The sequence below is a fragment of the Luteolibacter yonseiensis genome, assembly GCF_016595465.1.
Lineage (GTDB): Bacteria > Verrucomicrobiota > Verrucomicrobiia > Verrucomicrobiales > Akkermansiaceae > Luteolibacter > Luteolibacter yonseiensis.
In genome coordinates, this window is sequence record NZ_JAENIK010000009.1 from 203,714 (window position 1) to 224,694 (window position 20,981).

Below are 20,981 nucleotides of genomic sequence, written 5' to 3' on the forward strand. Positions count from 1 at the left end.
GGTGGGCCATCTATGTTTCCACGCATGACCTATCGGTTGATCGCCTGCGCACTGGTTGCCGCCTCCGTTTTTCCCCTGACATCCTGTGGTCCGGATCCCGATACGCCGATCCTGGCGGGAAACACCCAGGCCGCGTCCGGCGAGGGCGAGGCTCTCTATCAAAAGGCGAAGGCCGCCGATGACGCGGGCAAGACGGGCCGCGCGATCAGCCAGTACGACAAGATGGCCACGCGCTACCCCTTCGCGCCGTCCGCCGCGCAGGCGAGGTACCGCCAGGCTCAGTTGCTTGAGCAGAAAGGGGATGTCGTGAAATCCTTCGAGGCCTACGACCAGTTCCTCACCCGCTACCAGAGCAGCAACCTCTACACCACCGCCCTCAACCGCCAGATCACCATGGCGCAGTCCGCCGCGGATGGGGATGTGAAACAAAGCATGCTCGGCCTGAAAACAAAGCTCTCGCTGGACAAAACCGTCGAGATGCTTGGCAAGGTCCGCGACAACGCGCCGAAGTCCGCCGCCGCCTCCAAGGCCCAGTTCACCATCGGCCAGTTGTATGAGGGCCGGAAAAAGTCCAAGGAAGCCATCGCCGCCTACCGCCAGCTCGTCCGCGACCAACCCGCCGCACCGCAGTCGCCCGAGGCGCTTTTCCGCATCGGTCTCATCCTCACCGCGGAAGCGGACCGGGGCAACCAGAACCAGGCGAACATCGACCTGGCCCGGGAAGCCTTCAACGACTACCTGATCCAGTATCCCGGTCACGCGCGCAATGCCGAGGCCCGCAGGCTCGTCGCCAATCTCGGTGGCCGGGATCTGCAGAAATCCTACGACATCGCCGAGTTTTATCAAAAAACCGGCAAGACGGAATCCGCCAAGGTTTATTACCGGGACATCGTCAGCCGCGCCAAGTCCGGCCCGCTGCATGACAAGGCGAAGGCCCGTCTCAAGGAACTCGGCGAGTGAGCCGCAACCCCTCCGCCCATGAAATTCGCCGCCCTGCTTGCCCCCGTTTTCCTGCTCGCCTCCTGTGCGGGCTACCAGCTCGGGAACACCAAGCCCGCTTCATTGGCCAAGGTGAAAAGCATCGCAGTGCCGATGTTTTCCAACTCGACCCTCCACCCCCGCGCCGAAGCGCTGGCCACCTCCGCCGTCGCGAACGCTTTCGTGCAGGACGGCACCTACCGGATCGGAAAGTCCGACCATGCCGACGCCGTGCTGGAGGGAACCCTCAGCAGCATCGATTACTCCACCATCCGTGGCAGCCGCCTGGACACCATGCTGCCGGAGGAGCTGGAGAACACCGTCACCATCAAGTGGAAGCTCCTTGACGCCCGGGACCGCACCAAGGTCCTCGCCTCCGGAAGTTCCAAGGGCAGCAGCCAGCTTTTCGTTTCATCGAATCTCCAGACCTCGCGGAACAACGCGCTGCCGGAAGCCCTGGAGCGCGCGGGAGAGGCCTTGGTTTCCCGCCTCGCGAACGGCTACTGAATGGCACGCCGCACTCTATCTCTCTCCGCCCCGCTCCCTGCGTCCTCCGCGTTTCGATCACCTCCTTGCGGCTGCTATGGCGACCTCAAACGCGGGCGCCGGTGCCCTCCACGGCAGATCGAAAACTACCGACAGCGCATTTCCGGCCCCTTGCTGGACCAAAAACCTTGGTTTTCACGTTTTTGAAAAAAACAGGTTGCGCAAATACAGTTGGGCGCAACGAAAGTTTCACCTCTTTTTGGATCCGGATTAGTCTTCCATGTTGCTTATCTGACCACCGCTGAAGTGGCCCGCCACACCGCCGCCCGCATCTATCGGCATAAAACCGGCACCACCTATTTCGATGCGCAAACTAGCAAGCTTCCGGACCTGCTCGCCGAGCTCGTCCCACAGCCGTACCAGCATGTGCGACAGTGCGGAAGCCGGGCTCTTCCCGGATATTAGGGGTTCGGCTGGTGACGGCGGCGATGTCGGTGTCTTGATGGATAACCTGTCACTTGGGAAGTGTGCCAGTAAGTTCCAGGTGATTTTCAGGGTTGCCTGACAAAGCCTTGACTCTCCGGATTCGCATGTGTTAGAGATCCATTTGTCAGAAGATCGGTTTACGCTGTTCTTACTTTTCCCCCTTGTTGAAATTTCCCTCTCCTTGCCGTAGGCATGAATTCGCAACAATCCCGAAATACCATTGTCAAACCTCGTTTTGCGCTTGAGGTGGCGGTGATAGGAAACAGGCGCTATGCCGGGGATGCGGATACGGTCGAGGATGTGAAGGTGGAGGACACCCCTAAAGAGGCCGAGAAGGTCCTGTCCGCACTGTCGGAAAGTTTCCAAGAAGTGTGGAAGGCGATCGGCGACCAGATGCTGGTGGCGCGCAAGCAGGAGATCCGCGTTGAGGCGGCTTCGCATAGTGGCGGGAAAAGACACGGACACCGAGAAGAGAGAAAGGTATTTATCAACCAGTTCTTCGACGAAACCAAACCCGCCAAGCTGGGGGTGCTCAGTTCCTTGGCTGCCGGCGCGGATCAGGTCGGGGCGGAAGCCGCGCTGGTGGTGGGAAAGGCATTCCGTCACAAGCCAACGTGTGAGAAGGCGGCGACCGATTTGCCCGCGTGTGAAAAGCTGGAGGTGGAACTGGAGGCAATACTGCCGATGGCGGAGAAAAATTACCCCGGATTACAGGGCGGGGAGCAGAAGGAGTTCCGAAAAAAAGAGGCGGCAAAGTTGCGCGAACTGCTGTCGGAAGCCTCGCAAGTCATCAGGTTGGACGGCTCATACGACTCCCGTCATGGGGCCTACAGCGCGGCGGCGGAACTGCTATTGGAGAACAGTGACCTCGTGATCGCGGCCTATGATCCGCAGGCGGAAGCCGGGGCGGGCGGCACGCTGGAGACCGTGAGGCAGGCACTGGAGAGGGAGATTCCGGTCCTTGCCATGATCGTGAAGGAAACTGAAATCCGGATTGTCCTCTATCGAAAAACCAAGGACCGGCCGGAGAGAGACAAGGAATGGGAGCAGGCTGAAGGAAAACACAAGATGTGGGAGGAGGGACTGAAAACGCTGGTGAGTTATCTGTTGGCGTTTCCCCACTCCATGGCTGGAACCGCAGAGGCGGGAAATCTCCACGGAGAGAATGCCCACGGATACGAACGAAAGAGGTCCCTTGCAACGGCGGTCGAGCGGTTGGAGCTGCTGCAGGGAGTGCTACCCTTGAGGTTTCCTGCCAGCTCCAAGTGGGTGCGCTGGCTCACGGGATGGGTGGTCCGTGCGACTGCCTATGTTGGCGAACGGTTTGCCAAGTTGCATGCCTTCGAGCGAGCCGACTTGGCGAAGGTCATCCCCGGCCAGAAGCTGGAGAGGCCGGGCCCTTTCAGCGGCTTGGGGCAATGGCTCCTGGCCATGACGCCATTCGCGAAAAAGCCTGCGCCCTCAGGGAACCTGGGGCGTGTGACCATGGAGCCCTATTCCTCGGTCTATCTTCGCGCCTCTTCCCTCTCGAGGCCGCTGATGGCTGTTTATCGCGGTGGTTTTGTTTCGGCATTCCTGCTGGCCGCATGTGCGTCTTCGGTCGCGATCCTTTCGTTGGGTTGCTCCCTCTTGTTTGAGAATCCTTGGATCGTCGTCTTGGTGGGGCTGGGGGTGTTGAAGCTCGTCATCATCGCCATCCTGCTCGCGCTGGAAGTTTACAATCACCATCAGAAGTGGCAGGAGGTCGCCGCGGATTTCCGTTATCTCGCTGAAGTGATGCAACCGATGGAGTACCTGGCTCCGCTGGGAGCATCCATGCCCTACATCGAGCTGCCGTCGATCTACACGCGGGGAGACCCTCGCCAGGACTGGGCAAACTGGCTTTTCCGGGCTTATTCAAGAGCCACTCCATCCGTCATCGCCCTTCCTGGCAGTGAGGTGGGGAAGGAGATCTCGGTGGTGGCGGACGATAAGATGGTAGATCGCTCCAAGCAGTGGATTTCCAGCCAGATCTCCTATCACAAGCGGAACGCGGTGAAGTCCCACATAATCGAGAATGGCCTCGAGCGGCTGGGATTCAGCCTGTTGGTGATTGTTCTGGCTGCCGTGCTGGCGCTTTTGGCAATCGAGGTGCCCCACCTCATGCCGCACGAGGAAAATACGCAGGAACCTGCGAAGCAGGAGGCAAGTGCTGCGACCCAGGAGAAGTATGCCGCAGTGGGTGACATTGGAGATGGGACTGCGGAGCCCGCTGGAGCCGCTGCCGTTTCCGCTCCGGCCGATGGTGCCGCAGCTCGTCACCTTGTCACGAGACCGGCCGGGGAGCACGCGGTATACGGGAAGGAAAGCGCAGAGAAAGGGAAAGAAGCTCCATCCATGTTCCGCGAGCCCTGGTATGTGGTGTTGCTAGGAGTGCTCGCGGCGAGTTTGCCTGCGCTCATCGGCGCGTTGGGGGGCATCTGTTTCCAATCCGAGGCGAAGCGACTCGAACAGCGTTCTGAAATCATGGTTTGGTTGCTCGATGAGCACTATAAGCGGGTGGAGATACTGGGTGGATCCCTGAAGCAGGGGAACCCTTCTCCATCGCTTACCCAGCCTCCTCCCTCTCGGCTTCTTGCTGCGGAATTGAGGAGCGCGGCGGACCTCATGGTTCGGGAGTCGCTGGACTGGAGAACCCTCTACCGCACTCACAGCATCAAGGCGGGTTGATCCTTCGCTCTCACCCGTCTGAGCCGAATCCGATAAAGACCCCCGATATGGAAAATGAGAAATCCCCCCTTAAACTGAGCATCTTCATTTCCTCTCCGGGGGACGTAATGCCGGAACGCCGTATCGCGGAACGTGTCATCGAGCGTGTGGACGCCGCCTATGGTTCCTTTGTCTGCTTGGAGCCCTATTTCTGGGAATATGAACCGATGGTGGTGACCAAGGACTATCAGGAGCAGATCAAACCGCCCTCAGGTTTCGATATCTTCATCTGCATCCTCTGGTCACGGCTGGGGACACGCCTGCACTCCCGGTACACCCTGCCTCCGGACCACCAGAAGGTGGCTGCTTCGGGAACGGAGTATGAGTTCGTCGACGCGAAGACGCACTTCGACATCTCAAGCACACCAGACATCCTTGTCTGGCTTAACAAGACAGAACCGCTGGTCTCGATGGCCGCGGGTGACCTCGAGGAAAAACGGAATCAATACGAAGCCCTCAAAATATTCCTCAACAATCTCACCCGGGACAACGAGGAACTGGTGCTGAAGGGGGCTCTCAACCGCTACGGGACTCTGGATGAATTTGAGCATCTGTTGGAGATTAAATTGTCCAAGCTCATCGAGAGCCGCATGCCAGAGGCCGGGGTGAGGAAACGACCTCGTCCACACTGGAATGGAAATCCTTTCCGGGGGCTGGGTGTCTTTGAATTCTGGCACGCCCCGATCTATTTCGGCCGCACGGCGGCCATCCAAGAAGTGACAGGAGCCATCGGATCCAAGCTCCAGGCCATCTGGCAGCGCCGGGCCATGCTGGCGGAGCACCCGGAGCTGACCGCGGTGAATGGCCATGTGGAAAATGCTGGCCACCATCTCCCGGAAGAACCGTGTGCCTTCACGCTCATCTTTGGTTCCAGTGGCAGTGGAAAGAGTTCCCTGGTCCGCGCCGGGGTCCTACCCTTCCTGGCACCGGACAAGCATGGCTACGAGAAAATCAACTTCTGGCGGTGCGCTGTCATGAAACCCAGCGAGGGAGGGGGAGACCTGATGAAGGCTCTGGCTCATGCCCTAGTGCAGGAGGAGGTGGGGGAGGAAGATCCCGAGGAGCGCCTTATAGCCACAATGAAGCGGCCGGCCGCTTTGCCGGAACTGCTGGTGGACGGCAAGCTGACCGTGGCGGAAATCGCACGGAGTCTGGAGAACGATCCGAAATGCGCAATTCATATCGTGCGCGGCGGCCTCTCCATCTCACTCAATGTGTTAAAGGAAAAGGAAAAGGAGTTCCTAAGTAACTTGTTAACCAAGAATGAGCGGGACGGTCGTACGGAAGACGCGGCCGCGACCAGGAAACAGCTGGAGGAGCTGAAACCACGCAGCAACGCGCTGATTCTCGTGCTGGACCAGTTCGAAGAGATTTTCACCGGCGGTTACAGCAGGGACGCCGTGGAACGGTTTCTCTCAGCCATCGAGTCGATGGCGGTCAGCGGTGATGTAGTCGTCATAGCCACCTTGCGCAGCGAGTTCTTCAAGAGTTGCGAAGGATACGATACGCTGATCCGCCTCAAGAAGAACGGCAGCACCATCCATCTCACCTCGCCGCGGCCCATGGAACTCGGCAAAATGCTGACCCATCCCGCGCAAATGGGAGGGCTTTTTTACGAGGAGAATGAATCCTTCGGGAATCTGGACCAGCGAATACTGAACGCAGCGGCCCAAGATCCCGATAGCCTCGCGATGCTGGAGTTCAGCCTTGCGAAACTCTACGCCACCGTCGGACAAGATCGTTGCCTCAAGCATGATGAATATACAAAGCTGGGAGAACTCAGCGGCATTCTGAGCAACCAGGCGGACGAGGTGCTGGCGGAGAACAAATCCTGCGCCCACGCCATGGATTCCGTCATAAGCCTCATCATTACCGTCGGCGGGCGCAACGAGAAGGATGACCTCGGCCAGACAGCGTTGGTACGGAGGTCCGTGCGCTTCAGTGAATTGAGAGACATCTTCGGCGCGGAGGAACTGGTGAATGCTTTCGTCGAGAAGCGTCTGTTCACCACAGACCAGGATCATGACGGGGAGCGGGTCTTCAGTGTGACCCACGAGACGCTTCTGCGCCGCTGGGAGCGGATCAAGAACTGGTACTCGGACGACATGAACCGCCGCTTCGTCCGGGTGCGTTCCTGGGTGGCGGAGCGTTTGAAGCAGTGGGAGGAGTCCGCGAGGGACGACAGTACCGGTGTCTCCGCTGGAGGAGATCCCGGTTTCCTTCTCAAGGCCGGGAAGGAGCTGGACGACGCAAGGGAGCAATTTGAGGCGTACCGGATCGCATTCAGCGTCGCGGAGCAAAATTTCATCGAAAGTTCTTTGATGGCAGCCGAGGAAGACCTCTGGCGCCATGATCTAGCGGAAGGGGACATACCACGAATGGTCGGGCGCTGGCAGCTTCTGGGGGCGCAATACCAGGAGATGCGGGATCGGGTGATCCGTGAATCCCTGGCTAGCAACAACGCCGGGATCAGAAAAAACGCCGCTTTTATGTTAGGTATGATTCCCCGCGATCCGCTCCACATGCGATTGGTCACCCTTCTACTGGAAGATGGGGATGACACGGTGCGCTCGGCGGCAGCATACAGTCTCGTGCAACTCCAGACAGAGGAATATTACGACGAAGTTTTCCGTTCCGGCCCGATCGATTCGATGGACTCTAACTGCATCGGCTCGCTGGCCCGGTTGGTGGTCACCGCAGACATGCGGGTGGAATCATCCGTGTTCGATGGATGGTTCAGGCGGCTTCCCGCTTTGGTCCGGGGGCGTACGCGGATTCATTCATGGGGATTGCGGCTGCGCAAATCGTTGCCGATGCTCATCACCGTAGTCGTGCCTGCGCTTTTTCTCTCCGCTGCGGGGGGCATGACGTGCAAGATCATTCCGGGGGCGCTCAACTATGCTTTCGGCCAAGCCCTGCCCGGCTGGGGAATGTCGTTTTTCCATGGAGCGGTGGCGGCTATTCTCATCGGCGGTGGGTCGGCCTTCGGGATTACCCTTCACCGCATGGTCTTCGGCAGGGAACACGGGAAGTTCGGATTCTTCCGACCTTTCGGTTCGATCGTCGCGGGCGCGGTCTTCGGAGGATTCGGCGGTTTTCTCTGTGATATGGCGGTGGTGGGAGTCTTCCTTCTGAACGGTTTGCAGATCATGGGACTGGTGGGATGGGACGCTGTTGACAAGCCTCCGTTTCTGCCGTTTCTGAAGCTGCTTTTCCTGGAAAACAAATGCGGTTGGGTTTTCGTCCTGAATGGTGCCGGAGTAGGCATCGGCATGGCAATAATTGCAAACCGGCTGCGAGCTCATCCAGCCTGGGAGAACCTCCTGCAATCTGCTGTGTCAATGGGGAGTATTCAGCAAGCCTTCGACACCATCGCAAGCATCTTGCGAATCTCAATCCGCTACATTCTTGTCCTTTTCCTGACGCTTGCTATCACCTCTTCGCTGGGACTGACGATTCTACATTTCAGCGGATCGATGACGGAAAATCCTGAACCTTGGACCAGGATGTTATATGGCGGAATGGAGAAGCCCAAGGAATGGCCGAAACCCGGAGCGAATGCCACTGCAATAGAAATCGTTGAATACAAGGCTAACATGAAGAAAGCGATGGAAGACAGGGATCAGAAACTCTGGAAGTGGAAGATAAGCCGCTTCGGCCGCATCGCTGGTGTAAGTGCGGACGCACTTACCAAGGCCGTCGGCGGGTTCTGTGCTACGGTAGGCATGGCCTTCGGCCTGATCGTCCTCTACACTGGCATCAATGTGGACCGCTGGAAGCGTGTCGGTTGAAAACATATTCCACTCCCTTCATCCTCGATCTTTTGACAATGTTAGCAGTTTCTCCCATCTCGCACGGAATTCCCGGTTTACGCGGAATAAACCCGGAGGCGGTGATCGATTTGGTGCGCCAGCGCATCCACCGACCCGCACCTCTTGGCAATAATGGAAGAAAACTCGCCCTTATTCTGGAAGGCGGGGCCATGAGGGCCGCTGCGCCTGCGGGAGGCACCCTCGCTCTCGCCCATGCGGGCATGGAGGCGCAGTTCGATGCCATTTACGCCACCTCCGCGGGGGCGATCAATGCGAGCTATTTCCTTTCCGGACAAGGAGACTTGGGGATCTCGATCTATTTCGATGACCTGACGACTGGCCGGTTCATCAATCCGCGCCGCCTGAATAAAATCGTGGATGTGGATTGGGTGATCGATGAACTGGTTTGTCTGAAGAAGCCGCTGGACGTGGCGAAGATCCTGGCTTCACCTACACAATTTTTCGTCCCGTTGATCGATATGGAAAACGGAGAAGCTACCATGATCGACGTGAAGAATAGCTCGGTCTCCGTCCCCTCGGTCATCCGTGCCGCCCTGGCCCTACCGGTGCTCTACAATCTGACCGTCAACATCGACGGGAAAGATTACATGGATGGAGGCCTGAGGATTCCGTTTCCCATCCAACAGGCGATCGAAGACGGATGCACGGACATCCTGCTGCTGCTTTCGCGTCCGGAGGATTTCGTCGCACCGGTACCGCCGCTCTGGAGCAAACTGATATTCGAACTGATCTGCGCACGCGGCCGCAAGGGGATTCGCAAGGCCTTCTCTGAGAGCCACCACAGTTCCCGCGTCTCCAGAAATCTTGCGCTGGGACGATCCGCAGTCCCTTCCAATGTGAACATCGCAACAATTTGCACGAAGGAGAACGAAGCGATCCACCGGACTTCCGTCCACCGAGAGACCTTGATTGCTGCCGCCACTTCCTATGGAAAGAGAACCCTCCGGATTTTGGGAGCGGATCCGGATGGATGGGCGCTCGGCCCCCCTGAGGCCATCCACTGGCCCGGGAGATGACCGTCATCGCACGTCCTGGGCGGCATTCTCCGGGACTTGTACAATCCTCCGCTGAAAAAGCGACGGTGCGGCGAGAGGGCCATCCTAGTTTCTGGTGTCGTCCAGAGGCATTGCCTTTTTCATGGCGTCGATCTGCTGGTATCCGTGATTCCGCGTGGAAGCTGCCAGAATACCAAGCAGCGAAAGAGCGAAGATCAGATATCAGACGGCTGCGGATCTCTCCCAAAAATCCGGCAACCATCAGAAGGCGTTCCGGATCGCTACTCACTTCCTCAAGATTCAAAAAATTACTGATGATCTGCCATTTACGCCTGAAATATTGTCGGGCTTCGGCATTGCCGGCGGGGGAACAGTGAAACTTCCGCAGGCCGGAGGCGTTCCGCTTGCAATAATCCTCATTTGGGCGCGTAGTCAGGGTGTCCTATTACGATATGTCCACATTCACGAAAAACCCTCGTCCCATCCTTTTCCCACTGCTCTGCGTGTTTGGCATGGTGGCAGCCATCATGACGCTCTCGTATGGGGAAACCAAGACCACCGCCGCCGCCAAGAAGAAGATCGTCTTCATCGCGGGGAATCCGAGCCACCCGCCGGGCGAGCACGAGCACCGCGCGGGCTGCATGCTGCTCGCCGACCAACTCAACAAGAGCGGCCTGCCCGTCGATGCGGTGGTCACCACCAACGGCTGGCCGAAGGACAATTCCATTTTCGACGGCGCGTCCGCCGTGGTCATCTATTCGGACGGCGGTGGCGGTCATCCCGCCATGCGGCAGCTGGACGAATTGAAAAAGCTCGCCAAACAAGGCGTCGGCATCGGTTGCATCCACTACGCGGTGGAAATTCCGAAGGGGGAGCCGGGAGACACGTTCCTTGATCTCATCGGCGGCTACTTCGAGAGCGACTGGTCGGTGAATCCGCACTGGGACGCCTCCTACAAGATCCCGAAACACGCGGTCACCCGCGGCATCAAGGATTTCAACATCCGCGACGAGTGGTACTACCACATGCGTTTCCGCCCGAAGATGGACGGTGTCACCCCCATCCTGACCGCGCTGCCTCCCGCCGAGTCCCTCACCCGCCCAGACGGTCCGCACGAAGGGAACCCCGCCGTCCGCGAGGCGGTGTTGGAGCGCAAGGAACCGCAGCACACCATGTGGGTCTATGACCGTCCCGCCAAATTCGGCCGCGGCCGTTCCTTCGGTTTCACCGGCGGCCACTTCCACAAGAACTGGAAGGCGGACGACCACCGCCGCGTGGTGCTGAACGCCGTCGCCTGGATCGCGGGGATCGAAGTGCCTGCGGACGGAGTGCCCTCCAAGACACCGACCGACGAGGAGATGGCGGCGAATCTCGACAAGAAGAACTGAGCCATAGGCTCCGTCCCGTCGGGCGACAATGACATCACCGGACGATGGGAATCACGGGGACCGTCCCATCGTCATCCGGTTGCCGGGACCGCTGTCACCTGGAGCGCTCGGCGAGGTAATGGGAAAAAAGGCGGCAAGGAAGATGGATCCCCCTTGCCGCCCGGGTTCAATGCTTCGATGATCAGTCCTTGATGTCCATCGCGGCATATTCGCCGTCCTTACGGCGATAGACGATGGTCAGCACGCCGCGGCGCGCGCTCTTGTAGAGCACGAAGGGGCGGTCGGAGAGTTCGAGCTGCATGATGGCGTCTTCCTTGTACATCGTGCGGATCGAGTAGTTTTCCGGATGGACGATGAATGGAGCCGGATCGATGTCGGAATCCTCCGGGTGGTCGAGGACCTCTTCCGTGAAGAAGCGCTCCTCCAGATGGCGGATGGATTCGTTGCGATGCGGGCGGTGCTTCTTCATCAGGCGCGTCTTGTGCTTGCGCATGCGACGGGCGATTTTTTCGATGGTTTCATCAAGCGCCACATACATGTCCTTGCCCTCGGTGTGGGCTTCGATGGTGATGTGGTTGGCGCAAAAGAGAATGATTTCCGCAATGTGCCGGTTTTTCTGAACGTCGAGAATGACCTTGGCCTCGATGATTCGCGGGTAATCGAGATGAAGGCTCTCGATTTTTTTCGTCGCGTGGTCGCGGAGGGCATCGGTCACTTGCTCATGTCTCACAGTTACAGTGATCGGCAGATTGACGTTGGCAGTTTGCATGGTTCTAATTGGTTTAATTTAGGTGAATGGATGACAGGTTTAGCTGCCTTATCCGTTTGATACAATGAACCAAAAGATTGGAGAGCGCCATGTTCTTCTTCGGAAAAGAAGAACAAATTTTATTCCGGATTTCGTGCGGGATCTGTGGAAAACGCAGGCAGGGCACGGATGTGCCGGAGGGGGATTTTTTCCCTATACGGCGGGCTGGTTGTGGCGGAGGTTCACAACCGCGGGGTTCCCGCATCCATCATGGCGGCACGTTGTTCCGCAATGGGATCAACGCGTTTTGTGACATGGAGCCGTCCGCCGTGGATCGGAGGAAAAGGGTTTGTCGGTTGGAAACCGCCGCCACGATGTGGACTCCAAGGGGAGTTATTTCGGACGGGTGAGTTCCTCGAAGGTGGAGGCTGGTGTTCCGGCGGGGGCGGAAGGGCCGGCACCGGTTTTGGCCGCGTCGAAGAGAGCCTTGAAATCATCGGTCGGCGCGTTCGCCTGCCCGCCGAGTTGAAGCGTGATCCAGCAGAAACCCTCGGTGGCCGGGCCGAACATGCTGATGAGGCGCTGGTGCCTGGAAGCCAGGAGTATCGTCTCGGAAAGTCCGACTTCAAGCGTGCCGGACAGCGTGTTTTTCGTGGTGAGGGAGATCTCGCCTTTCATCGCCATGCGGCTTTTGCTCTCCAGCCTGACGTCACGCAGCGTGACCGCGCCGCCCTCGCGGATGAGATGGACCTGGCTGTGGCTTTCGAATACGGGTGAGACGAACCATTTGTCATCCCCGAGCGCCTCGGAGATGGCATTGAGGAAGGGGAAGCCGTGCATCCTGATCGCGGAGCCCGGTGATGCGGCGACCGTGACATCCAGCTTCGCCAGGGAGTTCGCCGTGGGTTGGAAGGACAGGAAGTTGGAGGTGTCCGCCGGCTCGGTGTCGACCTCTCCTTCGATCAGGCCGCCGAGCGCCGGGCCGATGAGGCCGGACAGTGGGAACAATTCGAGGGTGGCCGCAAGAGAGGCGACCTGCTCCGGCTTGTAAGGAGACAGGGTTCCGCTCAACTGGAAACTGCCGCGGTTGTCCTTTTCATGGAGCATGCGGAAGCTGATGATGTCGGCTTCTTCCCCACGGAACTCGACCAGCGCGCGATCCAGGCGGAGCTTGGGCCAGTTCGGGATGCCGAGTTCCCCCTTGCTCACCGACAACTGGGGGCGACCCTTGATATTGCTCGCCGTGTAAGAACCCTCCGCCTTGCTGAGGCTGATGGTGGAGGGACCGCTGCCCAGGGTGACATCCATCAGGCGGGTCCGGTAGCGGCCGAAATTGACCGGCAGGGAGCTGCCGGCGGCCGGGCCCGCGCGCCTGGGTTGCCCGGGCTGGGGATACTGCAGGGCGATCTTGCTTTCAATGGCTGTCACCTCTTCTCCGGTCATGGATTTTCCGAGGAAGCTCGACGGGAAGATTTCCGCGTTGAGACCACGGAAATTCATGGTCTTCAGGAGACTTCCCTGCGGCCACTCCAAGATGAGGTAGTTCGCGTTCGCCGTCTTCGGGTTCATCCGGAACTGATGGAGCTCGGCTTTCGCACCGGTGGATTCGCCGATCTTGGTGACCAGCGAATTGCGGAACGGGCCGCTGTTCGCATAGATGATTCCGACGCCGATCGTCAGGGCGGCGAGGAGGACGAGGATGAGTGCCGCGGCGATCTGGACGGCGCGCGCGCGGCGGATGCGTTCGGCATCTTTCTTGTGCGGTTGGCTGGAACGGCGCTTGCGCTTGCGGACGCGGACGGCCTGGGAGCCGTCGGCGCGGGTGACGAGCTCACCCTCTTCTGGATTTCCGGCTGAAGACTGCTTCAACCGATTCATCATTTCGTCGATCGAATATTTCTCTGGCTCGCTTGGGGCGGCTGACATTGGCAGATGTTGGAGTGGGCGGCGTTTTCGCCAGCTCAGCGGTTACGGTAAGGGCGACCGGTCGGGTCGGTGATCTCCACGTTGACCATGAAGATGATCGCGATGGAGGTCGGCTTCTTCGCCTTGGATTGGAACAAACGGCCGACAACCGGGAGATCTCCAAGAATCGGTGTCTTGTCCTCCACATTCTGGACGCTTTCGGAAAGCAAGCCGCCGACGACGAGGGTGGCCCCATCCATCACGTTGACACTCGTGGAGAACTGCTGCTTGCTGAACACCGGCATCAGGATGTCGTTCGGAGTGACTTCCACCGCCTGGGGGCCGAGCGGACCGTTGATGGTCTTGTTGATGGGGCTGCCGTAGTTGACAAAGCCGTCGAAGTCGCTGAACACGGGATTCAGGGTGACGTTGACGTAGTTCTTCGAGGGATCGACGATCGGAAGGACGTTGAGCGTGATGCCGACATCCTCCTTTTCAAAGGCGGTCGGAGTCGCGGGAGTGACGGCGCTTGAGGCGGGGGCGACGAAGCCGAAGAAGTCGTTCTCGTTGCCGCCACCACCACCGGAATCGTTGGGAAGTTCCGGGGGTTCGTATTCCGTAGGGTAGATGAATTCGCGGACGATGGCGATGGAGGATTCCTGGTTGCTGCGGCTCACGACAGCCGGGCGGGCCATCATGTCCACGCCGGATTTCTGGTCCAGGCCGCGCATGAGGGTTTGGAAATTCGCGTTGCTGACGGCGCCGTGCACGCCGAGAACGCCCGGCGCGCGGAAGCTTTCCTGGCGACCGGACGGGTCGTTGAGCAGGGAGTCGAGGGAATTGCCGTTGATGGCGCCGTCACCACTGCGGTTGCCGGCGGTGAGGGGGCGGCGGTCGGTCACTCCGCTGGGGAGGATGATGTCATCGACATCGCCGCCGTTGCCCTGGGTGCCGCCGCTGAGATTGAGCTTGGAGGAACCGGGAACCCAGCCGGCACCGCCGAAGCCGAAGTTGTCCAGAAGCCAGTCGAATCCGAGTTCCTCAAGGCGGGATTCCTCCACCCGGATCATGGTCACGCGGACCGTCACGCTCATCGGCTCGGTCTTGGTGAGGGACTCGATGATTTGTGAAATGTAGTCCTGGTTCGCCGGGGTGTTGACGATCCGCAGCGTGCTGCTGCTGGCGATGTAGCTGACGGAGGATCCTTCCGGGAAGGTCACGTTCTGCCTCTCGAGGGCTTCCTGTGCGCCGAGCCGCTTGGCAAGCAGTCCTTTTTTCGGAGTTTCCGCGAATGGGTCGGCGGCGGCCCCGCCTTCTTCGCCCGCACCCTGGCTCAGGCTGCTGATGAAGTCCGGCGGGACGCGGTAGGTGCGTGTGACCAGTTCGGCGGAGGCGGTGCCTGCCGGGACGATGTTCACCGCGTAGTCATCCGTGGAGTAGGAGGTGCCGGTGGTGGCGGTGATGTATTCGAGAATCTGGGAAACCGGAACATTGGACAGCCGCAGATCGAAGCGCATGCTGTTGATTTTTTGCGCGGCAGGGGAATCCGGCGCGCCGAGGTTCACGGTGAAGTTGACGCCCTTGCGGGTAGGGTCCAGCTCGGTGGTGTCGCTCTCCGTGGCACGGATGCGGAGGAAATCGAGGGCTTCCTGGAGCGATGCCTGTTCCAATGCGATTTTAGGAACGATGATGCGTTCGATCTTCGCCTTGATGGAAATCGCGTTGTGTCCCATCGTGTGGTCGCCGGGATCCGTGAGAGAGGGATCAAGTTCCGGTGCGGGAACCTGCAGTTCCCACTGGCTGGCCACCTGGCTGAGCATGTCGGCGCGGGCATGGTCGTAGCCGGCTTTGGAATAAGAGCTTTTCGCCGAGGCGACGACCTCCAGGCCACGACGGGCGGCGGTGTTCGTCGGGTCGATGCGGAGCACATCCTCGTATTTACGCTTCGCTTCGTCGTATTTCCCGAGGTTGTAGGCACCTTCGGCGGTGTAGAGCAGGCGGCGCACGGCATCCACGTTCTTGCCGTGTTCGGCGGTCAGCGCGGGATTGGTGCGGATCGGGTCGTCAAGCTGGGCGCGGTAGTTCAGGGCACCGGCGTTTTTCGGGGCGATGGCTGGATCCAGCACCTTGTCCACGACGGCTTTCGCACCGGCCAGATCACCCTTGCGGACGAGGCCCTTGGCATGCTCGACGGAGGCTTGGGCGTAACGTTCGGCCGCGGCGGCCCGGAGTTCGGAGGAGGCAGATGTGTCGGGAATGAGGGCGTGGGCACCCGCATACGCATCGACCGCTTCGGAATAGCGTGCGGCGGTGTAGGCTTCATCGCCCTTGCGCAGCAGAACCTGCGCTTCTTCGACCGCCACATTCGTGCTGGAAGATTCTGAAGTCGCGGATGTTGAGTTGTTTCTGGTTTCGCCAGCCGTCAGCGGGGCGATCAGACAGGCGGTGGCCAACAAGGCGGCACGGCCACGGAAAGGGGTGATGGGTTTGACGGTCTCCATGTGAGCGATGGGCGACATATAGAGAGCTTAATCCGCGAGGGTAAGCGCAAAATCCGGAAAATTCATCTTTTTGAGAGCCACGGGAACTCCAACTGCACCGAGATGGGGCGGCGGATCACCTGGGGCTGGCGGAAATAGGGGGTCAGCTTGGTGGCGATGATCTTGCGGACCTTGTACAGGACGGGTGGAATGGAGTTCATGTGAAAAGTGTTCACATGAACGTTCCATGTGTCAAGCAGATGCTTTACGAATCAGGACCGGCTGTTGAAATACTCGCGTGCGGCCATCGCATCCTGCTGGATCTGAGAGCGCAGGGCATCCAGCGACGGGAACCTGATCTCGTCACGCAGGTGTTTTTCGAAGCGCACTTCCAGCTCCTGGTTGTAGATGCCTTCGGAAAAATCGAACAGGTGGACCTCTAGCGCGCGGTTGCTTCCATCCACCGTCGGGCGCAGTCCGAGGTTGGCCACGCCGGTGGTGTCACGCCCGTCCGGAAGCCGGACCCGCACCGCCCACACGCCGTCGGGAGGGAGCTGCGCGTCGCGCGTCACGAGATTCGCGGTGGGAAAGCCGATGGTGCGGCCGAGTTTCCTGCCCTCCACCACGGTTCCACAGACGACATACGGTCTGCCGAGCATGCGGGCGGCGGCGTCGAGGTTGCCGTCACGGATCGCCTGGCGGATGCGTGTGCTGCTGATGCGCTCGCCTTCGTGCATCACCGGTGGCACGGCTTCGAGGGTGAATCCTCGTTTCGCCGCTTCCGCCGCGAGGAAATTCACATCGCCACCGCGGTTGTGGCCGAACCGCCAGTCCTCACCGACGGCGAGGGTGCGGACGGGGGCGGCCATGAGGCGTTCGATGAATTCGGAGGCCTCCATTTTCGCCACCTCCAGGTCGAAGTGGAGCGGAATGAAAAGCTCCACGCCGTAATCCCCGACGGCACGGGCCTTGTGCTCCAGCGTTTCCAACAAGGAGGTCGGAGCCTTCCGTGGGGCGATGACCCGGATGGGGTGGGGATCGAAGGTGAGCACTCCGGCCATCCCGCCATCCCGCTTCGCGGCTTCCACGGCACGTGCGATGACCGTCTGGTGGCCCACGTGCAGACCGTCGAAAACCCCGAGCGCGAGGTGGAGCGGCGCGCCGAGGGCGGGTAGGTCTTCAAGGTGTTTGCGAATCAGCACGTGGCCGGGATAGCGGGGTGGAGGCGGAGGGGCAAGTGGGTTATGGGAGGGAGGGGTGGACGTTACAAGGTGACCTGAAGCAAATAAAGCAAATGAAAGTGTCCGGCTGGTGGTTTCCTTTCTTGGCGTGGAGGATGTTATCTGCTGGTTGGTGTGAACCAGATGACTGCGAAACGCCGGGAGAATGATAAATCCGAGATCGATCCGTCCCGCCTTTCCCGTGGGCGTACCCGCGCGGATGCGATTTTCCCCGTGCCGACACCCGCTTCTTCATTGCCGACGGGTTATGCCGGCACTCTTCAGGAAATCAAGGACCACCTCCGGGCCGCCCGGCTCCGTGCGGTTCTCGCTGCGAATCCCATTGTCGTCGAGGCGTATTGGAATACTGGAAAAATCATCCTCGCCCGTCAGCGGGAAGCTGCCTGGGGGGCGCGGGTCATTGATCGCCTCGCGATGGATCTCCAGGCCGAATTTCCGGGAATGAGCGGTCTTTCCGCTCGTAACTTGCTTTCGATGAAGTTGTTCGCGGAAGCATTCCCGGATGGTTCAATTGCGAAACAACCTGTTTCGCAATTGCCCTGGGGGCAAATCATCCGATTGCTACAGATGGTGAAAGATCCCGCTGCCCGCGATTTCTACATTGGTGAAACTCTGGCTCATGGGTGGAGCCGGAATGTTTTGGAAATACAAATCCGGAAAGGTCTCCATCTTCGTGCGGGCAAGGCGCAGAACAACTTCGCCCTCACCATGTCTCCCGAGGATTCGGACCTCGCTTCGCAGCTTTTCAAAGATCCCTACCTTTTCGATTTTCTGGGAACCGCGGACCTCCGGCGTGAGGCTGAGGTCGAGCAATCGCTCATGGATCACATTCAGAAGTTTCTTCTCGAACTGGGAACGGGTTTCGCGTTCGTCGGCCGTCAGGTGCGCTTGGAGGTCGGCGGCGAGGATTATCCGTTGGATCTGCTTTTCTACCATCTGCGACTCCGTCGCTACGTTGTCATCGAACTGAAGAGCCGTGCTTTTTCTCCGGGGGATGTGGGCCAGCTCAATTTGTATCTCTCCGCAGTGGATGACCTGTTGCGCCACCCGGACGACCAGCCGACCATCGGCCTCCTGTTATGCCGGAAAAAGAACAGGCTCGTGGCCGAATACGCCCTGCGCGGGCTGGACCAATCCATCGCCGTCGCGGAATGGCAGACACAGCTCACCGAATCCTTGCCCGAGGAACTGCGCGGCAGCCTGCCTACCATCGAGGAAATCGAAGCCGAACTGGCTGTGGATTTCGCCTCAGGGAAATACGACTAGCGGCACCGCCCTTTTGCAGAGTTGCAGGGCGACTCCCCATGGATCGCGTAGCATGACAAGATGGCTGCCGTCGGGCAGTTTCAATTCGTCCACGAAAGAAGCCCCGGCGTCGGTGAGGCGGGCGCGGTCGTCATCGGGTGACGCGGAAACAAAGGCGAGGTGGAACAGCAGCGGATTCATCGCCGCATAGTCCGGGATCTGGTCCGGCGGATTGCAGTAGATTTCGAGGACCGTCGCGCCGGTGTCGTCGGCGAGGAAATGGGTCTGGGTGGGGCTGGGCAGGTGCCGGACGATCCGCAGCCCCAGGTGCCTCACATACCAGTCCGCCACGGCGACGGGATCGGCGACGTTGAAGGCGACGTGTTCGATTTTCATGGGTGCTTCGGTTTGTCACAACCGCAGCCGTGCCCGCAGCCGCCCTTCTTTTTCTTCGGGCGGGCGAGGCGGACGAGGAAGATCGTGATCGTGGCGACGACGACGGCCGCCGCGGTGATGGTTTGCCAGTCGGTGGTCATGTTCAGAATCCGAAGAGTTTTCCTGCCTGATAGACGATGAGCGCGGCCACGTAGGCGAAGCCGGTCATGAAGAGGAATTGTCCGACCGCCCATTTCAACGACCCCGCCTCCCGGGCGACCACGGCGCTCGTGGGCAGACATTGCAACGCGTAGATGTAGAACACGAGCAGGGAGACGATGACCAGAGGCGTGAAAAGCGGTTTGCCGTCCGGCCAGGTGGCGGCGGAAACCTTTTCACGCAACAGGGACTCGGCCGCTTCCTCGTCATCGGACTCCACGTTGAAGATCACGCTCAGGGTCGAGTTGAACACCTCGCGCGCGGCGAAGGAGGTCAGGATGGCGGTGCCGATGCGGCCATCGAATCCAAGCGGTTTCACCACCGGCTCGATGACATTTCCGATGCGGCCCATGGCGCTGTGGGCGAGTTGCTCACCCGCGTCTTCCGAGTCGCTTTTCGGATAGGTGCCGAGCGCCCAGAGCAGGATGGACAGTCCGAGGATGATGGTGCCCGCCTTGGCGACGAAGGCCCACGCCCGCTCGAAGACGTGGCGGAAGATATAGGACCACTGCGGCAGGCGGTAGGGAGGCAGTTCCAGCAGGAAGTGGTTGATCGACTTGTCCGGACCGAGCCGGCCCCGCAGGACGCGGGCGACGATGAAGGCCGTGACGATGCCCAGCAGATAGATGCCGAAGAGGATCAGCGCCTGCTGCCAGGCTCCGCCTTCTTTCGGCAGGATCAGCGGGATCAGGAGGAAATAGACGGGCAGGCGGGCGGAGCAGCTGATCCACGGCGCGACGAAAATGGTCACGAGGCGTTCCTTCGCCGAGTCGATCGTGCGGGTGGCCATCACGCCGGGAATTGCGCAGGCGGCGGAGGAGAAGAGCGGAAGGAAGGATTTTCCGCTGAGTCCGGCCACCGACATCACGCCGTCCATCAGGTAGGCGGCGCGTGACATGTAGCCCGAGCTTTCCAACAGGCCGATGAAGAGGAACAGCAGCACGATCTGTGGCAGGAAAACCAACGTGCCGCCAATGCCGGCGATGACTCCATCGACAATGAGCGAGCGCAGGTCTCCCTCCGCCATCTTTGAGCCGACCCATTCGCCGAGCGATCCCAGCGCGCCGTCGATGGCGTCCATCGGGATGGAGGCGAAGGAGAAGATGGACCAGAAAACGGTGAACATGATGCCGAGGAAGGCCACCCAGCCGAAGACCGGGTGGAGCAGCACGCTGTCGAGCTTGTCGGAAAGGGTCTGTTGGTGGGCGTCCGGGCGGCGTGCGGCGAGTTCGCACAGGCGGGTGATGAAGGCGCGGCGGCTGTTTTCCGCGTGGTCGGGGTCGGTCGCCCAGTGGGCGTGCGGGGCGGCGGGGAGGGGGAAGCGGATCGCCTGTTTCAGCTCGATGATGCCTTTCTTCGCATTCGCTTGCATCGGCACCACGGGGATGCCGAGTTCCTCGGAAAGCTTCACCGGGTCGAGGCGCAGGCCGGTGCGCTCCGCGACGTCCACCATGTTCAGCGCGAGCACGCAGGGGATGCCCAGCTCGATGACCTGGAGGGTGAGCTGGAGGTGGCGTTCCAGGCTGGAGGCATCCACCACGCAGACCACGAGATCCGGCTTCGGCTGGTTGGGAAGCTGGCCGTTGAGCGCGTCGAGCGCGACCTTCTCATCCGGAGAATTGGCACGCAGCGAATAGCAGCCGGGCAGGTCGAGCACCTTGAGCTTGTTGCCGTGGGCGCTGAAGGCCTCGCCGGATTTCACGGAAACCGTGACGCCCGCGTAGTTGCCGACGTGTTGGTTCGCACCGGTGAGGGCGTTGAAAAGAGTGGTCTTTCCGGCATTCGGATTGCCGATCAGCGCGATGGTCGTGGGGGCGTCGGAAGCAGTGGACATGAAAAATTCCCGGTGGTGGT

16 protein-coding genes are annotated in these 20,981 nt (G+C 60.0%); 8 read left to right on the forward strand and 8 right to left on the reverse strand.

Features of this window, described 5'->3' with window-relative positions; translation table 11 throughout:
- Window positions 1–24 precede the first annotated feature (24 nt).
- The 7 genes from JIN84_RS08450 to JIN84_RS08480 all read left to right on the forward strand — a co-directional run bounded on the left by JIN84_RS08450 (window position 25) and on the right by JIN84_RS08480 (window position 10,914).
- Window positions 25–960, forward strand: coding sequence for a tetratricopeptide repeat protein (locus JIN84_RS08450; RefSeq protein WP_200350602.1), 936 nt, complete (start codon window positions 25–27; stop codon window positions 958–960).
- Window positions 961–978: 18 nt separating this feature from the next.
- On the forward strand, window positions 979–1,485 hold the full coding sequence (gene lptE / locus JIN84_RS08455; protein WP_200350603.1) for an LPS assembly lipoprotein LptE: 507 nt from the start codon (window positions 979–981) through the stop codon (window positions 1,483–1,485).
- Window positions 1,486–1,671 (forward strand): ATP-binding protein, encoded by a 186-nt coding sequence (locus JIN84_RS08460; protein WP_200350604.1) that lies wholly within the window; start codon window positions 1,486–1,488, stop codon window positions 1,669–1,671.
- A gap of 471 nt (window positions 1,672–2,142) precedes the next feature.
- The gene (locus tag JIN84_RS08465; protein ID WP_200350605.1) at window positions 2,143–4,659 is read left to right on the forward strand and encodes a hypothetical protein; all 2,517 of its coding nucleotides are present in this window, start codon (window positions 2,143–2,145) and stop codon (window positions 4,657–4,659) included.
- Between the two features lie 47 nt (window positions 4,660–4,706).
- Window positions 4,707–8,489 carry a HEAT repeat domain-containing protein gene (locus JIN84_RS08470; RefSeq protein ID WP_200350606.1) on the forward strand — a complete coding sequence of 1,261 codons (3,783 nt, stop codon included), beginning with the start codon at window positions 4,707–4,709 and terminating at the stop codon, window positions 8,487–8,489.
- Window positions 8,490–8,527: 38 nt separating this feature from the next.
- A complete protein-coding gene (locus tag JIN84_RS08475) occupies window positions 8,528–9,547 on the forward strand; it encodes a patatin-like phospholipase family protein (RefSeq protein WP_267908199.1) in 1,020 nt (339 codons plus the stop codon).
- A gap of 431 nt (window positions 9,548–9,978) precedes the next feature.
- Entirely contained in the window at window positions 9,979–10,914 is a 936-nt protein-coding gene (locus JIN84_RS08480) for a ThuA domain-containing protein (RefSeq protein ID WP_200350608.1), read from the forward strand.
- 181 nt (window positions 10,915–11,095) lie between these two features.
- On the opposite strand, the gene hpf is transcribed toward JIN84_RS08480, so the two are convergent.
- The 5 genes from hpf to JIN84_RS08505 all read right to left on the reverse strand — a co-directional run bounded on the left by hpf (window position 11,096) and on the right by JIN84_RS08505 (window position 17,249).
- Window positions 11,096–11,683 (reverse strand): ribosome hibernation-promoting factor, HPF/YfiA family, encoded by a 588-nt coding sequence (gene hpf / locus JIN84_RS08485; RefSeq protein WP_200350609.1) that lies wholly within the window; start codon window positions 11,681–11,683, stop codon window positions 11,096–11,098.
- Between the two features lie 372 nt (window positions 11,684–12,055).
- Window positions 12,056–13,588 (reverse strand): hypothetical protein, encoded by a 1,533-nt coding sequence (locus JIN84_RS08490; protein ID WP_200350610.1) that lies wholly within the window; start codon window positions 13,586–13,588, stop codon window positions 12,056–12,058.
- Between the two features lie 35 nt (window positions 13,589–13,623).
- Window positions 13,624–16,086, reverse strand: coding sequence for an Amuc_1098 family type IV pilus outer membrane protein (locus JIN84_RS08495; protein WP_200350611.1), 2,463 nt, complete (start codon window positions 16,084–16,086; stop codon window positions 13,624–13,626).
- A 44-nt stretch (window positions 16,087–16,130) separates the two neighbouring features.
- Complete coding sequence (locus JIN84_RS08500; RefSeq protein ID WP_200350612.1) at window positions 16,131–16,268, reverse strand: hypothetical protein; 138 nt, start codon at window positions 16,266–16,268, stop codon at window positions 16,131–16,133.
- A gap of 51 nt (window positions 16,269–16,319) precedes the next feature.
- A complete protein-coding gene (locus JIN84_RS08505; RefSeq protein WP_200350613.1) occupies window positions 16,320–17,249 on the reverse strand; it encodes a bifunctional riboflavin kinase/FAD synthetase in 930 nt (309 codons plus the stop codon).
- A 162-nt stretch (window positions 17,250–17,411) separates the two neighbouring features.
- On the opposite strand from JIN84_RS08505, the gene JIN84_RS08510 reads away from it, so the two are divergent.
- Window positions 17,412–18,554 (forward strand): PDDEXK nuclease domain-containing protein, encoded by a 1,143-nt coding sequence (locus tag JIN84_RS08510; RefSeq protein ID WP_200350614.1) that lies wholly within the window; start codon window positions 17,412–17,414, stop codon window positions 18,552–18,554.
- On the opposite strand, the gene JIN84_RS08515 is transcribed toward JIN84_RS08510, so the two are convergent.
- From JIN84_RS08515 to feoB, 3 genes are read right to left on the reverse strand one after another with little or no spacing between them, the layout of a single operon-like run.
- Window positions 18,537–18,929, reverse strand: coding sequence for a VOC family protein (locus tag JIN84_RS08515; RefSeq protein ID WP_200350615.1), 393 nt, complete (start codon window positions 18,927–18,929; stop codon window positions 18,537–18,539). The genes JIN84_RS08510 and JIN84_RS08515 overlap by 18 nt on opposite strands.
- Window positions 18,926–19,069, reverse strand: coding sequence for a FeoB-associated Cys-rich membrane protein (locus JIN84_RS08520; RefSeq protein WP_200350616.1), 144 nt, complete (start codon window positions 19,067–19,069; stop codon window positions 18,926–18,928). The genes JIN84_RS08515 and JIN84_RS08520 overlap by 4 nt, the downstream gene beginning before the upstream one ends.
- Window positions 19,070–19,071: 2 nt before the next feature.
- Window positions 19,072–20,961: a ferrous iron transport protein B gene (gene feoB, locus JIN84_RS08525; RefSeq protein WP_200350617.1), complete on the reverse strand. Its 1,890-nt coding sequence runs from the start codon at window positions 20,959–20,961 to the stop codon at window positions 19,072–19,074.
- Between the last annotated feature and the right edge of the window lie 20 nt (window positions 20,962–20,981).

Excerpts from the sequence above, each read along its gene's own strand:
- JIN84_RS08465 (WP_200350605.1), top strand. The coding sequence starts at position 2,143 with ATGAATTCGCAACAATCCCGAAATACCATTGTCAAACCTCGTTTTGCG.
- JIN84_RS08510 (WP_200350614.1), top strand. The coding sequence starts at position 17,412 with ATGACTGCGAAACGCCGGGAGAATGATAAATCCGAGATCGATCCGTCC.
- JIN84_RS08500 (WP_200350612.1), bottom strand. The coding sequence starts at position 16,268 with ATGAACTCCATTCCACCCGTCCTGTACAAGGTCCGCAAGATCATCGCC.
- hpf (WP_200350609.1), bottom strand. The coding sequence starts at position 11,683 with ATGCAAACTGCCAACGTCAATCTGCCGATCACTGTAACTGTGAGACAT.
- lptE (WP_200350603.1), top strand. The coding sequence starts at position 979 with ATGAAATTCGCCGCCCTGCTTGCCCCCGTTTTCCTGCTCGCCTCCTGT.
- JIN84_RS08460 (WP_200350604.1), top strand. The coding sequence starts at position 1,486 with ATGGCACGCCGCACTCTATCTCTCTCCGCCCCGCTCCCTGCGTCCTCC.
- JIN84_RS08475 (WP_267908199.1), top strand. The coding sequence starts at position 8,528 with ATGTTAGCAGTTTCTCCCATCTCGCACGGAATTCCCGGTTTACGCGGA.
- JIN84_RS08450 (WP_200350602.1), top strand. The coding sequence starts at position 25 with ATGACCTATCGGTTGATCGCCTGCGCACTGGTTGCCGCCTCCGTTTTT.
- JIN84_RS08470 (WP_200350606.1), top strand. The coding sequence starts at position 4,707 with ATGGAAAATGAGAAATCCCCCCTTAAACTGAGCATCTTCATTTCCTCT.
- JIN84_RS08515 (WP_200350615.1), bottom strand. The coding sequence starts at position 18,929 with ATGAAAATCGAACACGTCGCCTTCAACGTCGCCGATCCCGTCGCCGTG.
- JIN84_RS08520 (WP_200350616.1), bottom strand. The coding sequence starts at position 19,069 with ATGACCACCGACTGGCAAACCATCACCGCGGCGGCCGTCGTCGTCGCC.
- JIN84_RS08495 (WP_200350611.1), bottom strand. The coding sequence starts at position 16,086 with ATGTCGCCCATCGCTCACATGGAGACCGTCAAACCCATCACCCCTTTC.
- JIN84_RS08480 (WP_200350608.1), top strand. The coding sequence starts at position 9,979 with ATGTCCACATTCACGAAAAACCCTCGTCCCATCCTTTTCCCACTGCTC.
- JIN84_RS08490 (WP_200350610.1), bottom strand. The coding sequence starts at position 13,588 with ATGTCAGCCGCCCCAAGCGAGCCAGAGAAATATTCGATCGACGAAATG.
- feoB (WP_200350617.1), bottom strand. The coding sequence starts at position 20,961 with ATGTCCACTGCTTCCGACGCCCCCACGACCATCGCGCTGATCGGCAAT.